This window comes from Rhodococcus sp. CX (assembly GCF_015865005.1).
Taxonomy (GTDB): Bacteria; Actinomycetota; Actinomycetes; order Mycobacteriales; family Mycobacteriaceae; genus Rhodococcus.
In genome coordinates this window covers 1-17,646 of sequence record NZ_JADZGH010000227.1, presented here as the reverse complement: position 1 = coordinate 17,646, position 17,646 = coordinate 1, and the positions used below count along the sequence as shown (strand labels likewise).

Annotated in this window: 13 protein-coding genes and 2 pseudogenes; 9 read left to right on the top strand and 6 right to left on the bottom strand. The window is 62.8% G+C overall.

Annotated elements, in window-relative coordinates; genetic code table 11:
* From I0Q12_RS33920 to I0Q12_RS25355, 3 genes are all read right to left on the bottom strand, one after another.
* Window positions 1-669: aldehyde dehydrogenase family protein (locus I0Q12_RS33920; protein ID WP_231611426.1), on the bottom strand; the 669-nt coding region annotated here is incomplete at its 3' end.
* Window positions 670-798: 129 nt separating this feature from the next.
* Window positions 799-1,668, bottom strand: a complete 870-nt coding sequence (locus tag I0Q12_RS25360) for an alpha/beta fold hydrolase (RefSeq protein ID WP_197255877.1) — start codon at window positions 1,666-1,668, stop codon at window positions 799-801.
* A 34-nt stretch (window positions 1,669-1,702) separates the two neighbouring features.
* Entirely contained in the window at window positions 1,703-2,110 is a 408-nt protein-coding gene (locus I0Q12_RS25355; protein WP_197255876.1) for a hypothetical protein, read from the bottom strand.
* A 218-nt stretch (window positions 2,111-2,328) separates the two neighbouring features.
* On the opposite strand from I0Q12_RS25355, the gene I0Q12_RS25350 reads away from it, so the two are divergent.
* Together I0Q12_RS25350 and I0Q12_RS25345 are read left to right on the top strand one after the other, a co-directional pair.
* Window positions 2,329-3,297 (top strand): LysR family transcriptional regulator, encoded by a 969-nt coding sequence (locus I0Q12_RS25350; protein ID WP_197255875.1) that lies wholly within the window; start codon window positions 2,329-2,331, stop codon window positions 3,295-3,297.
* 8 nt (window positions 3,298-3,305) lie between these two features.
* Window positions 3,306-3,566: a hypothetical protein gene (locus I0Q12_RS25345; RefSeq protein ID WP_231611425.1), complete on the top strand. Its 261-nt coding sequence runs from the start codon at window positions 3,306-3,308 to the stop codon at window positions 3,564-3,566.
* A gap of 783 nt (window positions 3,567-4,349) precedes the next feature.
* Here the strand turns inward: I0Q12_RS25345 and I0Q12_RS25340 are convergent.
* Window positions 4,350-5,264, bottom strand: coding sequence for a LysR family transcriptional regulator (locus tag I0Q12_RS25340; protein WP_197255874.1), 915 nt, complete (start codon window positions 5,262-5,264; stop codon window positions 4,350-4,352).
* A gap of 116 nt (window positions 5,265-5,380) precedes the next feature.
* On the opposite strand from I0Q12_RS25340, the gene I0Q12_RS25335 reads away from it, so the two are divergent.
* Window positions 5,381-6,871, top strand: a complete 1,491-nt coding sequence (locus tag I0Q12_RS25335; protein ID WP_197255912.1) for a CoA-acylating methylmalonate-semialdehyde dehydrogenase — start codon at window positions 5,381-5,383, stop codon at window positions 6,869-6,871.
* 10 nt (window positions 6,872-6,881) lie between these two features.
* The gene (locus I0Q12_RS25330; RefSeq protein ID WP_197255873.1) at window positions 6,882-8,042 is read left to right on the top strand and encodes an iron-containing alcohol dehydrogenase; all 1,161 of its coding nucleotides are present in this window, start codon (window positions 6,882-6,884) and stop codon (window positions 8,040-8,042) included.
* 148 nt (window positions 8,043-8,190) lie between these two features.
* Here the strand turns inward: I0Q12_RS25330 and I0Q12_RS25325 are convergent, their stop codons facing one another.
* Together I0Q12_RS25325 and I0Q12_RS25320 are read right to left on the bottom strand one after the other, a co-directional pair.
* On the bottom strand, window positions 8,191-9,243 hold the full coding sequence (locus tag I0Q12_RS25325) for an acyl-CoA dehydrogenase family protein (protein ID WP_197255872.1): 1,053 nt from the start codon (window positions 9,241-9,243) through the stop codon (window positions 8,191-8,193).
* Window positions 9,243-10,395: pseudogene (locus tag I0Q12_RS25320) on the bottom strand (acyl-CoA dehydrogenase family protein). Before I0Q12_RS25320 ends, I0Q12_RS25325 begins: the two are co-directional and overlap by 1 nt.
* A gap of 284 nt (window positions 10,396-10,679) precedes the next feature.
* On the opposite strand from I0Q12_RS25320, the gene I0Q12_RS25315 reads away from it, so the two are divergent.
* The 5 genes and pseudogenes from I0Q12_RS25315 to I0Q12_RS25295 all read left to right on the top strand — a co-directional run.
* The gene (locus I0Q12_RS25315; RefSeq protein ID WP_197255910.1) at window positions 10,680-11,378 is read left to right on the top strand and encodes a helix-turn-helix domain-containing protein; all 699 of its coding nucleotides are present in this window, start codon (window positions 10,680-10,682) and stop codon (window positions 11,376-11,378) included.
* 918 nt (window positions 11,379-12,296) lie between these two features.
* The gene (locus I0Q12_RS25310) at window positions 12,297-13,937 is read left to right on the top strand and encodes an NAD(P)/FAD-dependent oxidoreductase (protein WP_197255870.1); all 1,641 of its coding nucleotides are present in this window, start codon (window positions 12,297-12,299) and stop codon (window positions 13,935-13,937) included.
* A gap of 40 nt (window positions 13,938-13,977) precedes the next feature.
* Window positions 13,978-15,426 carry an aldehyde dehydrogenase gene (locus tag I0Q12_RS25305; protein WP_197255868.1) on the top strand — a complete coding sequence of 483 codons (1,449 nt, stop codon included), beginning with the start codon at window positions 13,978-13,980 and terminating at the stop codon, window positions 15,424-15,426.
* Window positions 15,427-15,810: 384 nt separating this feature from the next.
* Window positions 15,811-17,057, top strand: a pseudogene (locus I0Q12_RS25300) (CaiB/BaiF CoA transferase family protein).
* 274 nt (window positions 17,058-17,331) lie between these two features.
* On the top strand, window positions 17,332-17,646 hold a 315-nt coding region (locus tag I0Q12_RS25295; protein ID WP_197255866.1), incomplete at its 3' end, for a YciI family protein.

Genomic DNA, 17,646 nt, shown 5'->3' with positions numbered 1-17,646 from the left:
GTCGATCAGTGGTCCGGTCAGTGCCGCGGCATCGGAGGTGGGCAGAATCGACAACACACCATCGGGCAGACCCGCATCTGCGAAGATCTGGCCGACCAGCAGCATCGTCAGTGGCGTTTCGGCCGCGGGCTTGACGATGATCGGACAGCCGGCGGCCAGTGCGGGACCGATTTTGCGCGTGGCCATGGCCAGCGGAAAGTTCCAGGGGGTGATGGCCAGTACCGGCCCTACCGGTTCTCTGGTGACGACAATGGTGCCGGTTCCCGACGGGGACGGCGAGATTCGCCCGTTGATACGGGTCGCTTCCTCAGCAAACCAGTGCAGGAATGATGCGCCGTATTCGACCTCCCCATACGCTTCGTGGAGCGGTTTGCCCATCTCGAGAGTGATGGTGCGCGCGAAGTCGTCTGCCCGTTGGTGGATGAGTTCGAATGCGGTGCGCAAGATTTCGCCGCGTCGACGCGATGGGGTCCGCGCCCAGTCCCTTTGCGCGGTGGTGGCGTGTTCGAGAGCTCGGAGTCCGTCTTCAGGTGCGGCGTCGGCGACGTGTGCAATCGCGATACCGGTCGCGGGGTCCTCCACGGAAAAGGTGGTGCCGGTAGACGAATCGACGAGCTTTCCACCGATCCAGAGTTGGGTCGGGACGCCCGCGGGGAGAGTATGGGTCATGGCTCCTGCCGAGTGTGTGGAGGTTCGACGCCGCGCCGCCTAGTCGGCGACACAGGGCATCGGAGGCGATTCCGTCGCTCGGGTGTGGCCACCTTCATTCAGCGATCACACCCGAGCGAGCGGCGGATGCTACCTGGTGGTGACGGTCTTGCCGGCCTTGTCCTGAAGGACTTCGAGAGCCCGGATGAGGTAACCGCGGAAGACAGCGTGGTTTTCGCTCATCGGGAAGTGGCCGATCTCCTTCATTTCGATGAACTCGGCGTTCGGGATCTGCGCCGCGGTGCGTGCACTGTCCTCGGGGGTGGTGAGGTAGTCGTAGTCGCCGGTCAGCATCACGACCGGGCACCGGTCACCGTCGATGTCTGCGAGCTTTCCGCGCAGGTCGTGATCGACCGAGTAGAAGTGCAGGTCACCGCGGAAGGACTCGGAGCCCTGGCTGTAGTAGAACCAGGTCTTCCAGCGGTCCGTCTCCGGCGACTGCGGGGCCATGAGGTCCCATACGCCGCTGGCGCAGACCTGTGCTGCGTTGGCGTGTGGATGCTGCCACCAGTCGAGGTAGAAGCCGGGCGAGTAGTCGGCGCCCTCGACGGGAATGACGCCGGCGAAGCGGTCGGGGTGACGAAGCGCAAGCTGCAGTGCGATGTTCCCACCGAAGGAGGAGCCCATGAAGATGGGGTTCTCGAGTTCGAGCGCGTCGCACAGCGCCACGATGAAGTTGGCGAAGTGGTCCGCGGAGAGCTGGTACTCCTCGGTCCACCATTCGGTGTTCTCCGGCGGATCCGACTTGCCGTGCCGCGGCAGGTCGTAGGCGATGACACGGTAGTTCTCGGTGATCTCCTCGTCTTCGAGGAGACCGCGCCACTGGTGGTTGTGGCATCCGGCGGTGTGCTGGCACACGAGGGGTTGCCCGGTGCCGTTTTCGAGGTAGAAGACCTTGTACAGCAGTCCGTCGACGTCGACGTCGACGTAGTGGCCGGTGACCGGGGAAATCTTGCTCATCAGTGTTCCTTACGGCTCAAAGGGGGTGGGAGGATCAGACCGGGACGCCGACGGTGCGCAGAAGCTCGATCTGGCGGGTGAGACACCGCAGGTTCTGCATCAGCACCAGAATGTCGCCTTCGAGCTTCATGTCGCGCTGGAAGCTCGCCGCCCAGATGCCGTGGTACATCGGGGCGGGCACCGGGACGCCGAAGTTGCGCCAGGTGTCCGCGCTGGCACGCAGCGCGAACTGATACGGCACATCCAGCGGACCGGGGTCGATCGCGATGTCCACCACGTTGCCGCGGCTCATCTGGACGACGAACGTGTGGTCGGTCATGTCGAGCAGGTACGAGCAGGTGAAGTACTTGCCGTGCGCCTGGATCTCGGGGTCGGCGTTGTTCGCCTCGGTGAACGAGGCAGCCCAGTCGGCCGTGTCGAGGGCACGCGTAGTGACGGTCATGTGGGATTCCTTCGATGAGGGAGACAGCGAGGCCGAGTGCGAGCACTCGCTCCGGTATGCCGACCCGAATCCGAGAAAGTGCTGCACTCCCGGATGCCGCGCCGGCCATGACAGCCATCACACCTCGTGTCCGCCGGGTGCGTCCAATACCTATCCGGCCCGGATCGATAGGCAACGACTACTGGTCTCCTCCGGCGGCATTGTCTAGCCTCGGAACCATGCAACCCCAGCTCGACCTGCGACTTCTGTCCTATTTCGTGGCAGTTGCCGAAGAGCTGCACTTCGGGCGCGCAGCCGCCCGCCTGCACATCGCTCAACCCTCCCTGAGCGTGCAGATCCGCAAGCTCGAGCAGAACCTCGGCGCAGTGCTACTGCTGCGCAGCAGCAGACATGTCGAACTGACCCCCGCCGGCCAGATCCTGCTCGACGAAAGCCGCCGACTACTGGCGAACGCCGAACGAGCCGTCAACCTCACCCGCGAGGCCGCCCACGGGGTCAGTACCCGCAAACTGGTCATCGGCTTCCAAGGCAACGCAGCTGCCGAGCTCACACCCCACATCCTGAGCACATTCCAGTCACTGCATCCGGACATCCAGGTCCAGATGCATTCCTACGACTTCTCCGACCCGTATGTCGGGTTGGCCGACGGATCCTCCGATGTAGCCTTCGTCCGGCCCCCGCTGCTGATGCAGGACTGGTTGAGCATGGAAACCCTGTTCGTCGAACCCCGCGTGATGGTCGTGTCCGCCAATCACCCGCTCGCCCAGCTACCCGAGGTGAGCGTCCAACAGGTCACCAACGAGTTCTTCGTCGCACGGAAAGCACCGGAGAACTGGCGAAACTACTGGCTGGCCACCGAATCACGACAAGGCGAACCCGTCCGGGTCGGCGCAGACGTCGCCACCGTCGACGAATGCTTCGAAGCGATTCTCGCCGAGCGCGGCGTCGCATTCTCGCAAGCATCGACGCAACGCTTCTACAGCAGACCGAGCCTGGCCTTCGTTCCGGTGACCGACATCCCGCCCACCGCGCTGTCCATCGCCTGGCGCACGGATGTCGTGTCGAAGGCCGTACGCGATTTCATCGACACAGCCCGTGCTGTGGCCTCACTCCACACCGTGCCCGGAGCATGGTCCACCCGGCCTCACAACTCGATCACCGATGTCGCCCACCGCACGATAGGCTGATCGTTGCGATGATTCCCCGCCTGGTCTCGAGCGAGGTCACCGGTACCGCCGCCGGCGCATCGAACGCCTTCTGGCAGATCGCCAGCACCCTCGTCCCCCTCGCGATCGGCGCGGTCTTCTCGGCCACCGGGTCGTTCCTCGCCGCGTTCGCGGCCCTCGCCGTCGGACCGATGATCGGCGCAGTCATCCTGTACTTCGTCGACGAGAACGGCGGAAAGATCACCGCCGCCGACGCGGAACCGGAAACTCCCGACACCACCACCTCCTGATCCCCACAACCGACGACACGACGGCCTCCTGAGGGAGACCGTCGTGTCGTTGATTGTGCAGTACACACGGACGTGACCGCCTGCGCGGATCACTGGATGTCCTTGTGACACAAAGGCACACGCGAACCCGAGCGCAGTCGAGCAACAGGCACGGGCCTGGGCGTGCCCTGTCCGGGCCGAGGTGACATCCCGAGCGTCGGTGGCCCTACGACAGCCGGCCGTTCACCCGGCGGGGGATACCCCACGGGTTCGCGTCGACGAGAGCAGGAGGGAGGTGCTCTTCGGGCACCACCTGGTAGGCGACCGGACGCAGGACAACGCAGCAGCAGCTATACGATCCACTCGTCGGACGCCGCGAACCGATCACGTCGACGTGCCATCCTGTCGCCGACGAGATCGACCGAATAAAGACCCGCAGGCGGAACGCTGAAAGGCAATGTGCTGCTCGGCATTCCCACGCTTTCCAGTTCCTTCGGCGCCACGAGACGGACAAGGCGCGGAGGTCGCCGGGCGGAGACTCACAGAACGACGCCCTGGCGGAGAATTCGTCTCCACACTCGAGACCGAGCCGGTGTATCTCCAAAATGACGCATCTGCGACCAGGCCGATACCGGCCTCATCGCCGACATCGACGATCGGTACAACGCCTGCCGTATCCAGAAGCGGCTCGGCCGGCGGTCGCCGGTCGATCAGCGGAGGCTTCGCAGCCAGAGATTTCGCCGATGCACTGCTGCTCGTGGCACGTCCTCTCCACCGCCACAGGTGTCCCGGTCGGCACGCGAATCAGCCTGAATCACTGCCCTGACCTGGCGCCCTCAGATCTGGATTCTCAGTGACGATGTCGAGAAGAACGTCGATGATGGCCCGCACCCGCGCCAGGCGGGCCAGTTCTCGCGGAACAACCAACCAATAGGTTCTCTCGGCCACGAACTTGTCCGGGAGAACGGCCACGAGATCGGGGTCGGCATTACCGATGTAGGTCGGGAGCGGAGCGATACCCACTCCATGCCTGACGGCCTGATAGTGGCCAGTGATGTTGTTCGTCTGGACATGCGCGCGATTTTCGGGCAGTAGACGTTCGAGTCGACGTAGAGGCTCGACGTCCAAGATGGCGTTCACGTACCACACCAACGTGTGGTCCTCGAGGTCGTCGAGGGACTCGATCGCACTGTGCGAGTCGAGGTAGCTACGCGATGCATAAAGACGCAGGTCGTAGTTGGCCAGCTTACTGACGGACACCGATCGCGGGGACGGCCGTTCGAGAGTGACCGCGAGGTCGAAATCTCGACCCGTCACCAGGTCGTGCGTGGTCGACGTACGCAGCTCGGTGAACAGGTGAGGGTGTCTGTCGCGCACCATACCCAGTCCCGGAACCAACACATAGGCGCCGAAGCCGTCCGGGGTGAGGATCCGGACAGTGCCGTGAAGACTGCCGGATCCAGCGGACGATGTCGCGTCGAGTGCGGCCAAGAGGGTCGATTCGACCGATTCTGCGTACGGAACGAGGCGCCGGCCGGCCTCGGTCAGTTGCCAACCCGTCGATCCCCGGTCGAAAAGTCGTGCTCCCATATCTTTTTCGAGTCTGGTGATCCTGCGCGACACCGTGGTCTGATCGACGTCCAGCCGTTTGGCCGCTTCCACGATCCGCCCGGTCCGTGACAACTCCAGCAGAAAACGCATGTTATCGGCTGTGAACATCTCACTCCCTCGCTGCTGCAAAATTGCAGTTCTCACTGCGAAGATACTCGTTGACCGCGGCATCTCTGCACCGACAGACTCGAGAAAACCCCCACAGTCGCAGGAAGCGAATAGTCATGACCGTCATCCCACACTGGTTGGACAACAAGCCATTCACCGGCACGAACGGCACATCTGCCCCGGTCACCAACCCCGCCACCGGCGCAGTGACTGCAGAAGTTGCGCTTGCGAGCGCCGACGACGCCCGCGCGGTGATCGAGGCGGCCGCGGCGGCGTTTCCCGCGTGGCGTGATACCTCGATTGCCAAGCGCACACAGATTCTGTTCGCGTTCCGTGAACTACTCAACGCCCGCAAGCAGGAACTGGCTGCGATCATTACCTCCGAGCACGGCAAGGTGCTCTCCGACGCGCTCGGCGAGGTGTCCCGCGGCCAGGAGGTCGTCGAGTATGCCTGCGGCATCGCCCACCTTCTCAAGGGCGGGATGACCGAGAACGCGTCGACCAAGGTCGACATGGCGTCGATCCGCCAGCCCATCGGGCCGGTCGGAATCATCTCACCGTTCAACTTTCCCGCCATGGTTCCGATGTGGTTCTTCCCCATCGCGATTGCCGCCGGAAACACCGTGGTCCTCAAGCCGTCGGAAAAGGTTCCCACTGCAGCGCTGTGGATCGCCGAACTGTGGGCCGAGGCGAGCCTACCCGCCGGCGTGTTCAACGTCCTGCAGGGTGACAAGACAGCGGTCGACGAACTACTCACCAATCCGGCGATCAAGGCCATTTCTTTCGTCGGTTCAACCCCCATCGCGAGGTACGTCTACGAGACCGCAACCGCCCACAGCAAGCGCGTCCAGGCGCTCGGCGGCGCGAAGAACCACGCCGTCGTCCTGCCGGACGCCGACCTCGATCTGGCCGCTGACGCGATGGTGAACGCGGGCTTCGGCTCCGCCGGTGAGCGCTGCATGGCGATCTCCGCATTGGTGGCGGTCGGGGACATCGCCGATGAGCTGGTTGCAAAGATCAAGGATCGCACAGTGAGCCTGAAAACGGGCGACGGCACAAAGGACTCGGACATGGGCCCATTGGTGAGCAAGGCGCATCGCGACAAAGTGTCCTCCTATATCGACGCCGGCGAAGCTGCCGGCGCCTCCGTCGTAGTCGACGGCCGGGCCGTGAAGGCCGACGGCGGAAGTGACGGATTCTGGCTCGGACCGACCCTTCTGGATCACGTCACCACCGACATGAGCGTCTACACCGATGAGATCTTCGGCCCCGTCCTGTCCGTCGTACGGGTCGAGACCTACGACGAAGCCCTCGAACTGATCAACTCCAACCCCTATGGCAACGGCACCGCCATCTTCACCAACGACGGCGGCGCAGCCCGCCGCTTCCAGAACGAAGTCGAGGTCGGCATGGTCGGCGTCAACGTCCCCATCCCCGTCCCCACCGCGTACTACAGCTTCGGCGGCTGGAAGAACTCCCTCTTCGGCGACACACACGCCCACGGCACCGAAGGCGTGCACTTCTTCACCCGCGGCAAGGTCGTCACCACCCGCTGGCTCGACCCCAACCACGGCGGCATCAACCTCGGCTTCCCTCAGAACGACTAAGGACGGCACCATGAGTATTCAGATCGCCTTCCCACGGTTCATGCGAATCGGCGGGGGCACCCTCGACGAAATCGGCGACGTGATCCGCCAACTCGGATTGCAGCGCCCGGTACTGGTGACCGACAAGTTCCTGACCTCGACAGGTGCGTCCGAACGGATCCTGAGCCTCCTGCGCGAAGCGCGCACCACACCAGCCCTGTTCGACGACACCGTTCCCGACCCCACCACCGACTCCCTCGAAACGGGACTCGCCCTACTTGCCGAGCACAACGCCGACTCGGTCATCGGATTCGGTGGCGGCAGCCCGATGGATACCGCCAAGGCACTGGCCGTCCTCGGGGTCCGCGGAGGCCGGATGCGGGACTACAAGGCCCCGCACGTCTACACCGGACCAGCGCTTCCCGTCGTCGCAATCCCGACCACCGCCGGCAGCGGCTCGGAGGCTACACAGTTCACCGTCATCAGCGACAGCGCCACGGACGAGAAGATGCTCTGTCCAGGCCTGTCCTTCCTTCCCATCGCAGCAATCGTGGACTTCGAACTGACAGTGTCCATGCCCCCTCGCCTGACTGCCGACACGGGAGTCGATGCACTTACCCACGCAATCGAGGCGTATGTGAGCCGAAAAGCCAACCCCTTCTCCGACGGCCTCGCACTCGCAGCCGTGCGCACCATCGGCCAGAACCTGCGCGCCGCGTACGAAGACGGCGAGAACAAGCAGGCACGAGAAGCCATGATGCTCGCCGCCACCCAGGCCGGTATGGCGTTCTCGAACGCGAGCGTGGCCCTCGTTCACGGAATGAGCCGACCCATCGGCGCGCACTTCCATGTCGCGCACGGGCTGTCCAACGCCATGCTGCTTCCGGCGATCACCGCGTTCTCCGTCAAAGGCGCCGCATCACGGTACGCAGACTGCGCCAGGGCCCTCGGTGTGGCCACCGAATCCACCGGTGACGGTATCGCTGCGCAGTCCCTCGTCGACTCCCTCGTCGAACTGTGTCGCGACCTGGCTGTTCCCACTCCACGCGACCACGGCATCGACCGCGTTCGCTGGAACGATCTGATCCCACTGATGGCGCAACAGGCGCTCGATTCGGGTTCGCCGGGCAACAACCCGGTTGTGCCCTCTGTCGACGAAATCGCCGAACTGTACGCAGAGGTCTACGGATAGCGTTGATTCGATCCGCGCCCCGCACGCTGCGATGAGTCGGGGGTGAGAGCTCGAGCGGCAGGACCTTTCGGTCCTGCCGCTCAGCCGCACCCCGACCGCCGGCGAACACGCTCCGCAACGATGTCACCCTCGTCATGAACCCATGCACTCAGTCATGACGTGAAAGTCCGGATACAGCATGGAGATACGCGGAAGCTGCACCCTCGATCCGCGTACCCTCAACGATCATCGGCCAGGGCCCGTCCATACTGCTGGCGACGGCAGCGCGGCTGAGGTGACGCTCCCAGAACGCAGCGGACCCGAACTCCGAACGCCACTGCAACGCCGGCAGGGTAAGCCGGTGGAGGGTGTGCTCGTGGGTCGTGCCCATCGCGCCGTGCACTTGGTGGGTGTTGCGCACCACCACGGCCAGCGCCTGTGAGACCACGCTACGGGCCACCGCGACACGAAAGGATGAGAAGTCGCCGGCGGCACGTGCGAGGACGGACTCGGCTGCAGTGTCGACCACGAGATTCTGCACGGACTGGAACCGCGCCAGGGGTCGGCCGAACTGAGTGCGGTCGGTGGTGTGTGCAATCGCCGAAGCCAGCATGCCCTCCATGGCGCCGACGGACTGGATCGCACGGATGAGGGCGCCGCGCAGGACGTAGTCCTCGACGACATGGGTGGCCACAGGTGACCAGGTGACGTTACCGTCGACCCGGACCGACCCGAGGGGCACCTCGGAGATACCCTCGACCGCCTCGACGGTCAGCCGATCGGTGGGCACGTCCGCGACCTCGTAGCCCGCATCGGCCCAGCGTACGCAGACAACGGACCCGGTGGCACCGGCCCAGGGCACACGCCGCGCGAGGCCGTCCGCCCTCAGGACGGCGACGGTCGCTGTGTCCTGCGACGAGTCGTCGATGCCAGCCGCGCGCCGCAAGGGCCCCGCCAACAGATCGGTCTCGGCGAAGGGCACGGCCACGCCGCCAGCGGCGGTGGTTCGCAATAGAGCAGCGGCCTCGACCCAACCCGCCCCGCTGCCCCCGGTCTCCTCGGGTGCGGTCAGCCTGGCCAGTCCGACCGCACCCAAAGTAGCCCACACAGCGGCCGGATCCGGCTCCATGCCCGGTCCCGAGTGCCCGGCGACGAGATCAACCATGAGGTCCTGGAGATCCCGGTCTACGGCAAGGTTGATTGTGATCGCGGTCGTGGTCATCAGCGCATCCCCAGCCCCCGCGCGATCACGCCGCGCAGGATCTCGTTGGTACCGCCGCGGAGCGTGAACCCCGGACGCTGGTGTAGTCCGGCCCTGCACAGAGCCTCGATTTCCGCTTGCCCGTCCATGGTCTCGTCGCCCATCCGGTCAGAGACGTACTCGACGAGGTCGCCTTCCATGCTGGTACCGAGGAGCTTGACCAGGGCGGCGGCGGTGTCGGCCTTCTTCACCCCGTTGAAGGGCTCCGGCAATGTTCTGGCTCAGTGCGTGCAATCCGACCATCCGGGCCACCGACCGTCCTAGGTCGGTGCGCTCGGGCAGCAGTCCCTTTTGGACCGCGCCGATCTCGGTGGCCAGGAGCCGGAATGTGGAAAGGAAACGCTCGGGTCCACTGCGCTCGAAGGCAAGCTCCGAGTTGACCTGTTCCCATCCGTTGCCCAGAGTGCCGAAGACCATGGCGTCGGGAACGAATACCTCGTCCAGAACTACCTCGTTGAAGTGGTGGTCGCCGGAGAGGGAAATGATCGGCCGGATCGTCACGCCGGGGGAACGAAGGTCAACGATGAACTGGCTCAGACCCGCGTGGCGGTTTGCCGTGTCGAATGGTTCCGTGCGGGCCAGCACGATGAATGCCTCAGCGTGTTGGGCCCCTGAGGTCCACACTTTGGTGCCGGTCACGGTCCAACCGCTGTCCGCGCGGGTGCCGCGGGTCCGGACACTGGCCAGATCCGATCCCGAGTCGGGTTCGCTCATGCCTATGCCGAAGAAACACTTGCCCGCAGCGATCCGGGGAAGGTATTCGTGCTTCTGCTCTTCGGTGCCGTATTTCAGCAGCGACGGTGCAATCTGGCGGTCTGCCACCCATTGCGCTGCGACCGGAGCACCGACCGCGAGCAGCTCCTCGGTGACAACGAAACGCTCGAGATGGGTCCGGCCGCGCCCGCCGTACTCGGTCGGGATGGTCATTCCTACCCAACCGTGTTCGGCCAGGCGGCGGGTGAAGTCCTCGTCCCACCGGGTGAGCCAGGTGTCGATGCCGGGTGTCAGTGTCCCTGCCGCGGTTTCTTTCTCGAGAAACGTGCGTACCTCGGCGCGTAGGGCATTCATTTCATCGGTGGTCACCGTCGTCGGTGGCGCGACGGAGGGATTCATAGTGCCTCCATAGGAAGTTCTGTCTGGGGCGATGCCCGAGCTGCTCGGGTAAATTTCACCGACGGCCGGTAAGTGGCGGCCGGTCGGATCGGGGGGCGAACGCCGGCCCCATCTCGAGTGGACACTATCCAGTTCTGGACATCTACGCAATAGAGAATTATCTTACGTAATTATGTATTGGTTGGAGGAGTTCTCCCTGTTGATAGGCTCACGAAATGGCTGACACTCCTGGGACCCCCGGAGCCGTGCCGGTCGAAAAGGTTCCCGGGCGCCCCCGGCACCGCATGGTCGATCGGGTGGCGGCGATCCTCGAACTCGTAGCCCGGTCCGAAAACGGCCTCACCCTCACCGCTATCGCAAGGGCACTCACCGCGCCCGTCAGTTCGGTCCAGGGCCTGATCAACGGTCTCGTCGCCGTCGGCTACCTCGACGAGCGCGACCGGATCTACACCCTCGGCACCGCGCCATATCTTCTCAACGTCATCGCCGGCAGACCACCGGTCACCTCGATCAGCCATGATCAGCTCGAGCAGGTCCACGCCGAGACCGGGCTGACCACCACACTGTCCACGTCTGTCGGTGACGACCTGTTCTACGTCGACCACGTCTCATCCGACCCGCATTACGCATACCTGGCAGAGAACCGGGTGCGCCGATCCCTCCTGCGCACCTCTGCAGGATGGCTCTTGCTGGCTGATCGCGATCAACGTGACATCTGGGCGTACCTCAACTCTCGACCATCCTCCGATGCCGACTTCGTAGAGCGCTTCCTGCACTCACTCGATGAACTCGAGAACACCGGCGTATGCGTGGCACCCGGTGTGGCCGTTGAACATGCAGACGGGGTTTCGGTCGCCCTCCGGGAACGCGGCCGGACCATCGCCACCCTCGGCGTGGTCGGGGTGCGGGAGACCATCGTCGAACGGCAGGACGAACTCGTCGAGATCTGCCTGCGGTATGCCACCAAGTGGGGCTTTCGCTAGCCCGCAACACGGAGCACTCGCTCCTCGAGAAGTGGGTTGCCCCGGCTCGGCGACCGCGTCAACCATGGCCCACTCCACCGTGGTTTCTGTGTGATGCGAACACGAACAAGGGCCATCGCGGTCACCTCGATAGGCCTTCGCTTTCGTGACCAATACTCGACGGCCGAGTGGTTGTCCCCCGGGCGAGCGTGACCCCTTCTCATCGAGATCGGACTCGCCTGCTCGATCTCGCGACCCGCCCCAAACAGAGGGTTGATTCCAGCTGCGCTGCTCGGTCACCGAATCCATAGGGTGCAAAACTCCACGTGGCGCGACTTCCAGATCGACCACTGGATGACTGCGACAGTCGGCTTGGCCCAGCAGACGACTTCGATCGCAACGGAAGAATATGCACCTGAACATGTCTCGCAATCTGTAGCCGCAATCGACGTTGCCGACATGCTTCGAATCCCCGACCGGTCGCAGGGGAACGTCGCGCAAGTACTGCGGAACAGCGAGTTCGCTTCAGCCACTTCGGCGCCGTAGTCCCCTCCGAAAAATCGGACGGAACCCATGGGCCCACGCTCCTCGATGTGCAGCCGGCGCCAAGCCACTCGTCCTACGCCCGCCCCGAGTCCCCCGATCTCACCTGATGCCGACGAAAGCACCCCTGTCCCGATAAGGGACTCCCCCGGCTTCAGAAGAAGCCGTGACCACGTCGCAGAACCGGACCAGCTATACGTATTTGCGTATTTTTCTTTGTAGTTGCGGATTTTTCGGAAGGCCGTTATTGTCGACTCACTCCATCTACGTGACCCATGCCACACCACATACGCAACGAGGTCGCAAACTCCGACAGGCCGTTCGGCCTTCGAAAAGCAAAGCCTGACAACGCCTCTGAAACTCTGCCCCACCTCAATCTCGGAAAGGTCTAGGCCCATGACATCAGCCCATCTCCCTGAGCACGCCACGACGGAAACGCAGGATTACGACGTCATCGTGGTCGGCGGCGGTTTCGGCGGGATCTATCAGCTGCGCCACCTTCGGGACAGAGGGTTCTCCGTGATCCTTCTCGAAGCCAGTGGAGGCTTCGGTGGCGCCTGGAGCCTCAACCGCTACCCGGGCGCGCGAGTCGACAGCCATGCACCCGTGTACCAGTTCACCGATGAATACCTTTGGAAGGACTGGAACTTCTCACAGATGTTCCCGGACCACGAGGAGATGCGGAGTTACTTCAACTACGTCGACTCCAAACTGGACCTGAGCAAGGACTCCCGCTTCAATACCAAGGTCGTCAGCGCGACGTTCGACGAGGACGAGCGGATGTGGACCCTTGTCTCACAGAACGAGGAGAGCTTCCGCGCACGCTTCGTGGTCTTCGCGACGGGGTCCACTACCGAACCCTACATTCCGAATATCCCCGAAATGGACGCCTATCGAGGTGAACTCGTCCACACCGCACGGTGGCGAGACGATATCGACATGACCGGCAAACGAGTTGCCATTATCGGCACCGGCGCCAGCGCAGTCCAAGTCGTTCAGGAAGCCGGCCCTGTCGTCGAGAAACTCACCGTCTTCCAGCGGACGCCGAACCTCTCGTTGCCGATGCACCAGGAGTACCTCGACGACGAGAGGCAGGCAGCCCTGAAGGAAACCATGCCGGATGTGGCGGTCAAGTGTCGCGAAACATTTGCTGCGATCGACTACGAGTTCGATCCCCGAAACGGCGTCGACACGTCCGAGGAAGAGCGCCTCGCGCTGTTCGAACGCCTTTGGAACCAGGGCGGTTTCGCATTCTGGCTCGGGAACTTCTCTGATTATCTCTTCAGCGAAGCAACCAACTCGATGGTCTACGAGTTCTGGAAGAGCAAGATCAAGCCGCAGATCCTCGACCCTGTCAAGGCTGATCTGCTGGTGCCTGACGTAGCTCCGCATCCGTTCGGAGCCAAGCGGCCGGCCCTGCACCAGAACTACTACGAGGTGATGAACCAAGAGAACGTCGAACTCGTCTCCATCCAGGAGACATCGATCACCGGGTTCACGGCAACCGGAATTCGCACATCCGACGGTATCGAGCATGGAGATTTCGATATCATCGTACTCGCAACTGGATTCAACAATAATACGGGTGCGCTCACTTCGATGAAGGTCCGCAACTCCGCTGGCGTCACCCTCGGCGAGAAGTGGAATCAGGGCGTCGACGCTTACCTCGGCGCATTCACGTCCGGATTTCCGAACGCCATGTTCGTGTACGGTCCGCAGAGCCCTGCCGCCTTTGCGAACGGCTCCACGAACGCTGAGCGTCAAGGCGAGGTCATGGTCGAGTTCCTGGAATTTCTTCGGTCGGAAGGTCTTACCCGGTTCGAATCGACCCACGAAGCCGACCAGGCGTGGACCGATCACATCAACGGCACTGATGATATGGCGCTGTTCAAGCATGCAAAGTCCTGGTACAACGGCAGCAACATCCCCGGCAAGAAGCCCCAGATGCTCCAGTATCTCAACGGTCTGCCCATGTACCTGGATTTCTGGCAGAAGGAAAAGGCCGTAGGATACACCGACGGACTGCGGGTATCGTGAGTCTTCACTAAATCAGATCCAACCTCGGAAGAAGTGAATGATGCCTGTCATCAACAGCATTGAACGTGAATGTTTTTTCATAGACGGCCAATGGCGCAAATCTAGTGCTCCAGACCTGACAACGGTGTTCGAGGCAGCAACGGAGCGTCCTCTGGGTGTTGCTGCGATGGGTGGACCAGCGGAAATAAATGCGGCTGTGCACGCCGCGCGGGCCGCACTCCAGCGAGGACCGTGGGGGCGCAGCACCCCTCACGAGCGCGCTGCAGTTATGCGGCGCTTCGCCGACCACCTCGAGCGTCGAGGACGATCGACGGCAGAGCTCGTCAGCCGGCAGACCGGAATGATTTCCTCCTTGTCGGTCAGCACAAGCGCAACGGCGCCGGTAGCGATTCTGCGGTCGATGGCAGAGGTGGTGGAGACACGAACGTTCGAGACACGCCGTCCCAGCAGCATGGGTTCTACGATCGTTCGGGAAGAACCCGTAGGGGTCGTCGGCGCAATCACTGCCTGGAACTATCCGCAGCTGTTGGCGATGGCCAAGATCGCGCCAGCACTCGCTGCAGGATGCACTGTAGTTCTGAAGCCGGCGCCGGAGACTGCGCTCGACGCGTATGTGCTCGCAGAGGCAGCCGAGGAGGCCGGTCTACCACCCGGCGTCCTCAATATCGTTGCCGGGGGCGTTCATGCGGGCAAAGCCCTTGTAGCCCATCCCGATGTCGACAAGATCGCCTTCACCGGTTCCACTGCAGCAGGTCAAGCGATCGGAGAAGTCGCCGGCCGGAGTTTCAAGAGGGTCTCACTGGAGCTCGGAGGCAAGTCCGCAGCCATTGTGCTCCCCGACGCCGACCTCGACGTCTTCGTCAAAAGCCTCAAAGACGCTGTCCTCAAGAACGGGGGGCAAACATGCACCACGAATTCCCGCATCTTGGTTCCCCACAGTCGGTCCAGCGAGATCATCGATGTCCTGGCGTCCTACGTGGATGACTTGGTGATGGGAGACCCACTCGACGAGTCGGTCACCATGGGACCCATGGTAAGCGAGCAGCATCGGGAGCGGGTGAGGAGTTACATCCGCCTGGGACAGTCCGAGGGATTCCGAACGATTCGCGGCGGAGCCGAACCCCCTGAACAGTGCACCCGCGGCTGGTTCGTGTCTCCCACCATCTTCGATGGTGTCGACAATCGCAGTGCACTAGCGCAGGAAGAGATTTTCGGACCCGTCATCTCCGTCATCCCTTATGAGACCGAAGAGGAAGCCATCGACATGGCGAACGATACGCCATTCGGTTTGGGAGGAGTCGTCTTCACCAAGGACACCGAACATGGCTTGAACCTCGCGTCACGTATTCGATCCGGCACCGTTGGAGTGAACTACTACTCCTTGGATACCGGTTCCCCGTTCGGTGGTGTGAAGAACAGTGGAGTCGGCCGCGAATTCGGACCCGAGTCTCTGGACTTCTACCTCGAGTACAAATCGATATACGTATAGGATACGCAACGCTCGCCGGCCCTCTCCATCTCGCACTCGATAGTGCGCCTAGCCAGAGACTTCATCCCGATGGAAGGACCGCGTAACAACACAAAGCATGCACGTAATCTTCAGCGTCGCAAGGGTGTGCCCACAGTTACTGTTTGCTGACGCTCACCGAATTCGAGCCCGTGTAGGTATCCCGCGATCGGTTCGGCCGAGGAAAGCTTACTGCCAGGCGGCCGGGAGAGCGTCCACGCCTTAGTTCCATCGCTCGCCGCTCGACGCGAAACTATCGTCGCCTACCAACGGCTGGTGCAGGTCAGCAATGCCGAAGATATTCCGTTCATGCTTTGTCCTTCCCTCCGGAGGCCAGCGACTTCCAACCGCACAGAATGAGCAATCATGCCTGAATCCTCATCTGCCATCCTCCCGGCCGAGACTCGAGATTCCGCTTCCGAGACCCTGCGTCCACGGACCGGCGCACTCACCGACATCCGGGTCGTCGATCTTTCGCGAGTACTGGCCGGCCCGCTGTGCGCGCAAGTGCTCGCCGACCACGGTGCCGACGTGATCAAGGTCGAACCACCTACTGGCGACGACACACGCAGCTGGGGGCCACCTTTCGTCAAGGATGACCACAGTGCCTACTTCGATGGCTTGAACCGCAATAAGCGCAACATCAGTGTGGATCTGCGTACCGGGGCCGGCCAACAACTGCTGCGCACGATGCTTGCCGAAGCTGATGTCGTCATCGAAAACTTCAAAGCGGGCACCCTCGCGAAGTGGGACTTGGCGACGACGTGCTCGCCGCTGAATTCCCGCGCCTCGTGCACTGTCGAATCACCGGGTACGGCGTCGATGGGCCGCTCGGTGGCGCTCCCGGTTACGACGCAATCCTCCAGGCCCTCTCAGGTTTGATGAGCATCAACGGTGAGCCCAGCGGCGATGCCATGCGGATCGGGATCCCTCTGGTCGACATCATCACGGGTCTGAACGCCGTGAACGGCATCCTCATGGCGCTCCACGTGCGGCAAAATACCGGACGCGGGCAACTCGTGGATCTAGCACTGCTCGACAATGCTGTATCCATCCTGCACCCCCACGCCGGCAAGTGGTTTGCCACTGGTGTCCCGCCGGAACGGACGGGCGTGGCACACCCGACGATCTGCCCCTATGAAACGTTCACCTGCACAGATGGCCCCTTTTTCATCGGTGCAGGCAACGACCGGCAATTCCGCGCTCTGGCCGTGGCGCTCGACGCTCCCGACCTGGCTGACGACCCGAGATTCACCACCAACTCCGACCGGATGGCAAACGCAGCACAACTGCGCGACATCCTCGGCGGCCTCGTCAACACCTGGCAGCGCGAGGCTTTGGCGGACCAGCTACGTCTAGCTGGCGTACCGTCGGGGTCGGTGAACAATGTCGGAGAGGCCCTCTCGCTACCGCAGGTCCGTCACCGCGAGATGGTGGTCGAGTGTGATGGCTATCGGGGTCTCGGCGTACCCGTAAAGCTCGCTGGGTCCCCCGGTGCTGTGCGGTTCGGGCCGCGTGACCGTGGCGCCGATACCGACGCTGTACTGACAGAACTCGGCCTTCTCGAAGACGATATCGAGCAACTGCGCGCCGCCGGGGCACTGCCAGAGTAGCGGCTTACCTACACGGCGGATCTTGTCGATGCCTATCAGCAGAGCTCGTTCCACGCGCAACTCCTGGCAAGGTTACGACAGTATGCAAGCCAATGCCGGGGCCGGCCGTTCAACGCCGATCACGTTCTCTTCGTTTTGTATTCGTCGTCGTCCACCAGCAGGTGTTGCACAATAGGACACTGTTGACCTCATCCCTACTTTTAACGTTCTGAGGTGCGCATTCATCTGAATATCCGCACCATTTCACATCCCGTATCCCACTCAAGGAGTGACCATGGCCCTGTTCGCTGTTATCTGGTCGTACACCACTGATGCGTCCGTCAAAGAGGCTGCCCATGCCGACCACCTGGTCTTCGTCAAGGACGCGGCCGCCCGAGGCGTGCTGCAGGAAGCGGGCGCCTGGGCCGATGGCGCCGGCGCTCTGCTCGTGTTCAAAGCGGACAGCGAAGACGACTTGCGTTCCCTGCTCGCCGAGGACCCCTATGTCACGCAGGGTGTTGTCGTAGACCAGAGCATCTACCAGTGGAAGCCCGTCATCGGGGTTGCGTCCATCAGGATGGTGTACGAGCCGGAACCAAACGAACTGATC

Excerpts from the sequence above, each read along its gene's own strand:
- I0Q12_RS25360 (WP_197255877.1), bottom strand. The coding sequence starts at position 1,668 with ATGAGCAAGATTTCCCCGGTCACCGGCCACTACGTCGACGTCGACGTC.
- I0Q12_RS25355 (WP_197255876.1), bottom strand. The coding sequence starts at position 2,110 with ATGACCGTCACTACGCGTGCCCTCGACACGGCCGACTGGGCTGCCTCG.
- I0Q12_RS25350 (WP_197255875.1), top strand. The coding sequence starts at position 2,329 with ATGCAACCCCAGCTCGACCTGCGACTTCTGTCCTATTTCGTGGCAGTT.
- I0Q12_RS25345 (WP_231611425.1), top strand. The coding sequence starts at position 3,306 with ATGATTCCCCGCCTGGTCTCGAGCGAGGTCACCGGTACCGCCGCCGGC.
- I0Q12_RS25340 (WP_197255874.1), bottom strand. The coding sequence starts at position 5,264 with ATGTTCACAGCCGATAACATGCGTTTTCTGCTGGAGTTGTCACGGACC.
- I0Q12_RS25335 (WP_197255912.1), top strand. The coding sequence starts at position 5,381 with ATGACCGTCATCCCACACTGGTTGGACAACAAGCCATTCACCGGCACG.
- I0Q12_RS25330 (WP_197255873.1), top strand. The coding sequence starts at position 6,882 with ATGAGTATTCAGATCGCCTTCCCACGGTTCATGCGAATCGGCGGGGGC.
- I0Q12_RS25325 (WP_197255872.1), bottom strand. The coding sequence starts at position 9,243 with ATGACCACGACCGCGATCACAATCAACCTTGCCGTAGACCGGGATCTC.
- I0Q12_RS25315 (WP_197255910.1), top strand. The coding sequence starts at position 10,680 with ATGGTCGATCGGGTGGCGGCGATCCTCGAACTCGTAGCCCGGTCCGAA.
- I0Q12_RS25310 (WP_197255870.1), top strand. The coding sequence starts at position 12,297 with ATGACATCAGCCCATCTCCCTGAGCACGCCACGACGGAAACGCAGGAT.
- I0Q12_RS25305 (WP_197255868.1), top strand. The coding sequence starts at position 13,978 with ATGCCTGTCATCAACAGCATTGAACGTGAATGTTTTTTCATAGACGGC.